We start from the raw sequence: 3,541 nt of genomic DNA, 5'->3' as shown, positions 1-3,541 counted from the left end.
CCCCGCCTCGCCGGGCCGCCGCGGCCGTGCGCCGCCGTTCGCCGATCCGCTCCCCGTCGCGGGCGAGGCCGTTAGCGTGCCGGGGTCCGGACCTCGTAAGGTCATGTCCGTGTTGGAGGAGATGCGGATACGGTCGCTCGGAGTCATCGACGACGCGGTGGTGGAGCTGTCACCCGGTTTCACCGCGGTGACGGGTGAGACCGGCGCGGGCAAGACCATGGTCGTCACCAGCCTCGGGCTGCTGCTCGGCGGGCGCGCCGATCCCGCCCTGGTGCGGGTCGGTGCGAAAGCCGCGGTCGTGGAGGGGCGGATCACGGTGTCCCCGGGCGACGCGGCGGTGCTGCGCGCCGAGGAGGCCGGCGGTGAGGTCGAGGACGGCGCGCTGCTCATCAGCCGTACCGTCTCGGCCGAAGGGCGCTCCCGGGCCCACCTCGGCGGAAGGTCCGTGCCCGTCGGGGTGCTCGCCGAACTCGCCGACGAGCTCGTCGCCGTACACGGCCAGACCGACCAGCAGGGACTGCTCAAGCCCGCCCGGCAGCGGCAGGCCCTCGACCGTTACGCGGGCGACGGCGTCGCGGTGCCCCACGCGGCGTACGCGGCGGCCTACCGGCGGTTGCGCGCGGTGAGCACCGAGCTGGACGAGCTGACCACCCGGGCCAGGGAACGGGCCCAGGAGGCGGACCTGCTGCGCTTCGGCCTCGACGAGATCGCGGCGGTCGAGCCGCTGGCGGGGGAGGACACCGACCTCGCCGCGGAGGCCGAACGGCTCGGCCACGCCGAGGCCCTCGCCTCCGCGGCGGCCCTCGCGCACGGCGCCCTCGCGGGCGACCCGGAGGATCCCGAAGGCGTGGACGCCACCACCGTGGTCGCCGCCGCCGGGCGGTCCCTGGACGCCGTGCGGGCGCACGACCCGGCGCTGGCCGCGCTCGCCGACCGGATCGGTGAGATCTCGATCCTGCTGGCGGACGTGGCCGGCGAACTGGCCGGGTACGCCGACCAGCTGGACGCCGACCCGCTGCGGCTGGCCGCCGTCGAGGAGCGGCGTGCCGCGCTCACGGCGCTCACCCGCAAGTACGGCCGGGACGGTCAGGACGCGGCCGCCGTGCTGGCCTGGGCGCAGGAAGGGGCCGGCCGGCTGACCGAGCTGGAGGGCGACGACGACCGGATCGGTGAGCTGACGGCGGAGCGCGACGCGCTCCGCGGCGAGCTCTCCGCGCTCGGGCAGGCGCTGACCGACGCGCGCACGGAGGCGGCGGCACGCTTCGCCGAGGCGGTGACCGGGGAACTGGCGTCCCTCGCCATGCCGCACGCCCGGGTCTCCTTCGCCGTCCGGCAGACCGAGGCGGCGGACGAGGCGTCCGGCATCGACGTCGGGGGCCGGAGCGTGGTCTACGGGCCGTCGGGGGCCGACGAGGTGGAGCTGCTGCTGGCCCCCCACCCCGGCGCCCAGCCCCGGCCCATCGCCAAGGGCGCCTCCGGCGGCGAGCTGTCCCGGGTGATGCTCGCCGTCGAGGTCGTCTTCGCGGGCTCGGACCCGGTGCCGACGTACCTCTTCGACGAGGTCGACGCGGGCGTCGGCGGGAAGGCCGCCGTGGAGGTCGGGCGGAGGCTCGCGAAGCTCGCCCGGTCCGCGCAGGTCGTGGTGGTCACCCACCTGCCCCAGGTGGCCGCGTTCGCCGACCGGCAGCTGCTGGTCGAGAAGACGGTCGACGGCTCGGTCACCCGCAGCGGCGTGACCGTCCTTCGGGGTGAGGACCGGGTCCGGGAACTCTCCCGGATGCTGGCCGGGCAGGAGGACTCCGAAACGGCCCGCGCCCACGCGGAGGAGCTCCTGGAGACCGCCCGGGCGGGCGGATAGGCCGTACGGTCGGGCGGAACGGCGGGGCGGTCGTCAGCATCGCCCCGCTCGTCTCACTCGTACGAGTGAGACGAGCGGGAGAGCCGTCGCCCCTCGTCGCGCAACAACGTTTCTCCGGTGCCTGAACGTGCGTACGGACTGGCATCCTTGGCGCTGTCCGTTCCGCCGACTCGGGAGCCCCGGGAGCCATCCAACGTGTCACAGCTGCGTACGGTCCAAGTCCTGGGCGGCGGCGCGGGCAGCAGGGCGCATGTCACCTCGCTCGCCGCCGGACTGGTCGCCCGCGGGGTGCGCGTCACCGTCTGCGCTCCGCCCGGTGCGGACGGCCCTCACGGCTTCCCGGCCACCGGGGCGCGCTTCGCCCCCGTGCCCCGGCGCGGTGATCCGGCGGCCGTGGCCGCACTGCGAGCGGCCTGCGCCGACGCGGACGTCGTCCACGCGCACGGCCTGCACGCCGCGGTCCGCGCCGGCATCGCGCTCAGCGGCCGCAGCACCCCCCTGGTCATGACCTGGCACACCCCGGCCCCGGCGGAGGGCGCCCGCGGCCGGCTGCTGTCCCTGATGGAGCGCAGGGCGGCCCGGGCGGCGGCCGTCGTGCTCGGCACGTCGACGGAACTGGTCGACCGGGCCCGCCGCCGGGGTGCCCGGGACGCCCGGCTCGCCCGCGCGGCCGTGGTGGCGAGCCGCCTCGCACCGGACGGCGACGGCACTGACCCCGACGGCACGGCCGACGAGGCGACCGCCCTCCACCCGCCCGCCCGCGACGACGGCAAGGTGCGCGCGGAACTCGGCGCGACCGGCAGCCCGTTGCTGGTGTCGGTGGCCGCGCCCGTACCTCAGCACGGCTGCGGAACGCTCCTGGACGCCGCACGCGTCTGGCGTACGCACGACCCCGTGCCCCTGCTGGTCGTCGTCGGGGACGAGCGCCGGACGGCGGACCTCGGCCCGAGGGCCGCCGGGGAAGGGCTGCCCGTCGTCCTGGCCGGCCCGGACCGTCTCGGCGAGATCCTCGCCGCCGCCGACCTGGCGATCCTGCCCGGCACGGGGGAGGCCCGGCCGGTGCTGGCCCAGGAGGCGCTGAGGCTCGGCGTACCCCTGGTCGCCGCCGGGCCGGACACGCTGTCCGAGCTCGTCGGCGAGGCGGCCGCCCGGGTGCCGTACGGGGACGCGCAGGCGCTGGCCCGCACGGTGACCGGGCTCCTCGGCGATCCGGGCCGGCGGAAGCGGCTCGCCGGGGCCGGCCGGACGCAGGCCGCGGGCTGGCCGACCGAGGACGACGTGGTCGCCCACGTGCTGTCCGTCTACGACGAGCTGGCCCGGCCTCCGGTGGCGCCGCCCACCTGAGCCTCAGGCGGTGTGGCGGCGGGCCCGCAGAGCGAGCCCGAGGGCCAGCACCGTCTCCGGGTCGTCCAGGTCGGCGGCGAGCAGTTCCCCGATGCGGGCCAGCCGGTTGTAGAGCGTCTGCCGGTTCAGGTGCAGTTCGCGGGCGGCCTCCGCCTTGCGGCCGGCGTGGGCCACGTACGCCTCGAGCGTGGGCAGCAGCGGGGGGCGCGCGGACCGGTCGTGCTCGCGGAGCGGCCCGATCGCCCGCTCCACGAAGGACGCCAGGTCCGGCTGGTCCCGCAGCCGCCACAGCAGCAGATCGATGTCCAGGCGCCGGGCGTCGAACCAGGGCCGCTCGCG

The 3,541-nt window shown here is 77.0% G+C and carries 3 protein-coding genes; 2 read left to right on the top strand and 1 reads right to left on the bottom strand.

Going from position 1 to position 3,541, the window contains the following annotated elements:
* Positions 1-103 precede the first annotated feature (103 nt).
* Together recN and ABZ371_RS30450 are read left to right on the top strand one after the other, a co-directional pair.
* Positions 104-1,858: a DNA repair protein RecN gene (recN, locus tag ABZ371_RS30455; RefSeq protein ID WP_358685691.1), complete on the top strand. Its 1,755-nt coding sequence runs from the start codon at positions 104-106 to the stop codon at positions 1,856-1,858.
* A gap of 195 nt (positions 1,859-2,053) precedes the next feature.
* Positions 2,054-3,202 (top strand): glycosyltransferase family 4 protein, encoded by a 1,149-nt coding sequence (locus ABZ371_RS30450; protein ID WP_358685688.1) that lies wholly within the window; start codon positions 2,054-2,056, stop codon positions 3,200-3,202.
* A 3-nt stretch (positions 3,203-3,205) separates the two neighbouring features.
* Here ABZ371_RS30450 and ABZ371_RS30445 read toward each other — a convergent pair.
* A partial coding sequence (locus tag ABZ371_RS30445; protein ID WP_358685685.1) for a helix-turn-helix domain-containing protein occupies positions 3,206-3,541 on the bottom strand: 336 nt, incomplete at its 5' end.

Origin of the sequence: Streptomyces sp. NPDC005899 (assembly GCF_040629645.1) — a bacterium.
In the GTDB taxonomy this organism is placed as follows: Bacteria; Actinomycetota; Actinomycetes; order Streptomycetales; family Streptomycetaceae; genus Streptomyces.
The sequence above is the reverse complement of the archived record's forward strand: the minus strand, read 5'-3'. Positions and strand labels throughout refer to the sequence as shown.

What these genes read in the sequence shown, in the direction of transcription:
- recN (WP_358685691.1), top strand. Translation starts at nt 104, where the DNA reads ATGTCCGTGTTGGAGGAGATGCGGATACGGTCGCTCGGAGTCATCGAC.